Source organism: Tolypothrix sp. FACHB-123 (assembly GCF_014697075.1).
GTDB lineage: Bacteria > Cyanobacteriota > Cyanobacteriia > Cyanobacteriales > Nostocaceae > Aulosira.
The window spans coordinates 1-2,553 of sequence record NZ_JACJRE010000149.1 but is presented as its reverse complement, the minus strand read 5'-3'; the positions used below and the strand labels follow the sequence as shown (position 1 = coordinate 2,553).

Below are 2,553 nucleotides of genomic sequence, written 5' to 3'. Positions count from 1 at the left end.
GCGGTTACGCTGGGTTGCTGGTGCTTCTTTTCTTGCGTCTTGTGATGCCATCTGTGTCGTTTGAAAAAGAAAGTGATTAAACTGCAATCAAGACCATAATAGGGTTCTTGGCAACTTTGGGTGATGATGAAAAGTTAAGCACTTGAAGTAGATTTTATTTGAGGCGTTTTTACCAACGATCAAGAACTAGCGGTAGAGACTGCTTGGCGTTGGGAATGGGAACTCGTTCTCAAATATGGAACAAGCTGAGAGTCTTGGCTTACCATTTACTCTTTTAGCTGGTGAGGATACCGCCGCATCATCTCCTGTACTTCCAGCGTATCCCCCGAAGGTATATACACGAACCCGCCAGTCATTGCGATGCCTGCCTGCGGCGGGCATCGCAATTCTCTGCTTCCTCGCCCACCCAAAGGGAGCGCTCACTTCGCTTGTTACGGTATTCTTACCCATAATTTTTTCGTCCCACTAACTGCATTCACAGGGATACTGTCGCATCATCTGTTGCAAATCCACAGGCTCACCCGAAGGTGTATAGACAACCTTACCAGACATTGCTGCAACTATCCTTTTTTGTTTTGCCCATTCATACCAAGCAATTACGTCTGCCGTCGCTGTATTTTGAGGTTTCTTGCCTTCTTTACAAGCAGTGATAAACACGCCAGTGGGTGAGTTGACTGATTGCCAAGTTTGGAGTGCTTCTTTGAGATATGCGATCGCCCCAGGCACATTCGCCCAATATTTCTTCACCACCCCCAAACATGGCTCTGGGTTTATTCTTAATCGCCGTAACTCGGTACAGACCTCAGCAATCTCGTGCTTGCTAGGCTTATACGTACTTGAATCGACTTCGACTTCCGGCTCGGAACATTGTTCTTTATGAGGGTCTATCCCACCCGTTGAGTCATCTTGTTCTTGTTCATCAACAACGTGAGTAGTCTGGGGTTGCTCTGGTTCTCTTGTTTGGTGAGCTGGCTCATATAAGCTTTCTTCTACCCCCTCATCCTTTACTTCCCCAACAGCAGTGTTTTGTTGTGGTTTAGTAGTTTCAGGATCTGATCTATGGTGTTGTTCTGCATTGAATTCTGAAGGTTCAGTTTTGCACTTGCGGTGTTCCAATAGACTATTAAGTACATCTTGGTGTAATTTATACTGCCAAGTTTTATCTTGCCCATTACCAGGATTTTTTTGCTTCTCGATAATACCCATTTCCTCCAAAAGAGCGATCGCACTCCTAATGACATGAAGACTATGCTCACCCATGAGGTCAGCGTAAATTCGCTTGAGTGGCTGGTAAACCCAAGGGGTGCGGTGATTTTTGAGCTTCCACTTTGTCCAATGTCGGAAATACTCAATCAGCTTGGCAGCACAGAAGTTACCAGTAATATCCAGATATTCCCGCCGCAATATCACCAGCACAGATGCTTTTTCGGTAGAGACAACAGCACTCATCTTCTACCTCCTACATGCGGACGAAAAGTTAAGTTAATTCTTGTGCTAACCAATTTCTTGGTCTTGGGAACTTGATGAAGATGAGTAGCCTGACAACCAGGGTGCATAATCAGCAAACTCCCATGCTCCAACCAGAAATCAGTTGGCTTGCCCCCGATGGGCTTTATCTGAAACTTCCGCTCTGCACCCAAACTTACAGATGCGATGGCTGGATTAACACCCATCGACGATTCATTATCTGCGTGCCAACCTATACTGTCCTGTCCACTTCTATACTGATTGCCAATGACGATACGGAAGCTGTAGCCAGTCAGTGAAGTAATTCTGTCCCTCAACTTGGCCAGTGCTTCTGTCCAAGGCAGGGGTTTTAGTAGCACGCTTTTGGAATACAAATACTCACAACCTTCGTCACCGTAGATGCATTCCAGCCGGGGCACAAGTAAAGTTTTACCCACCATTTTGATTTGGTTCTGCTGCCATTGCAGCTTTAGGCAGTGTTGGTATAACACGCCAGCTTCTTCTTGGCTGAGGAACTCTGGGTAATAAGTGACTGGTAAAACTGGGGTTAGTTCATTAAAAAGGGACATCTGTATCATCTTGTTCTCCTTGTAACCAAAGTTTTTTCAGTGCTTCTTGTTTTGCTGCTTCTAATTGCTGTTTCTCCTGGGCTGATGCCTCACCGACGAGCTGCTCAAATTCTGCCCGTTGTTTTTGCTTCAATTGCTCAGTAGTCACAGGAGGTAATGCCAGTTGCTCATTTGTCCTTTGCCCAGAAGGACGGAAGTTACGACGGCGATACAAAAAGCGAAAATGACGTTTGTCCTGTGGGGCAAGCTTTCGCCATACTTCTTCATTCCAACCTGGGGGTATGAAGTCAGCAGATGGGGGTAGGAGGTTTTGGATTTGGGATTGCAGCTGGGCGAAATTTTGTTCTAGTTCTTGAATTTTTTGTTGTAGCTGAGGAATTAACTTTATTGATTCTTTGGCAATCACTTCGCATTGGAGAAAGGGACTTCCAGAAAATAAACTATTCCATTAACAAGAATGATAATCATTTTAAGGGGGGAATGAAGGGGCTGCCGTCGGCAGCCCCTTCATTCCCCT

Annotated in this window: 4 protein-coding genes; all 4 read right to left on the bottom strand. The window is 45.6% G+C overall.

The window, feature by feature from the left end; translation table 11 throughout:
• Window positions 1–186 precede the first annotated feature (186 nt).
• From H6G41_RS34395 to H6G41_RS34380, 4 genes are read right to left on the bottom strand one after another with little or no spacing between them, the layout of a single operon-like run.
• Window positions 187–450 carry a hypothetical protein gene (locus H6G41_RS34395; RefSeq protein WP_190635855.1) on the bottom strand — a complete coding sequence of 88 codons (264 nt, stop codon included), beginning with the start codon at window positions 448–450 and terminating at the stop codon, window positions 187–189.
• 15 nt (window positions 451–465) lie between these two features.
• A complete protein-coding gene (locus H6G41_RS35565) occupies window positions 466–1,449 on the bottom strand; it encodes a hypothetical protein (protein WP_242038162.1) in 984 nt (327 codons plus the stop codon).
• Window positions 1,446–2,036, bottom strand: coding sequence for an alpha-ketoglutarate-dependent dioxygenase AlkB (locus H6G41_RS34385; protein ID WP_242038161.1), 591 nt, complete (start codon window positions 2,034–2,036; stop codon window positions 1,446–1,448). Before H6G41_RS34385 ends, H6G41_RS35565 begins: the two co-directional genes overlap by 4 nt.
• Window positions 2,023–2,442, bottom strand: coding sequence for a hypothetical protein (locus H6G41_RS34380; protein WP_190752859.1), 420 nt, complete (start codon window positions 2,440–2,442; stop codon window positions 2,023–2,025). Before H6G41_RS34380 ends, H6G41_RS34385 begins: the two co-directional genes overlap by 14 nt.
• Window positions 2,443–2,553 lie beyond the last annotated feature (111 nt).

Coding starts and splice junctions, on each gene's coding strand:
- H6G41_RS34395 (WP_190635855.1), bottom strand. CDS start 450: ATGGGTAAGAATACCGTAACAAGCGAAGTGAGCGCTCCCTTTGGGTGG.
- H6G41_RS35565 (WP_242038162.1), bottom strand. CDS start 1,449: ATGAGTGCTGTTGTCTCTACCGAAAAAGCATCTGTGCTGGTGATATTG.
- H6G41_RS34385 (WP_242038161.1), bottom strand. CDS start 2,036: ATGTCCCTTTTTAATGAACTAACCCCAGTTTTACCAGTCACTTATTAC.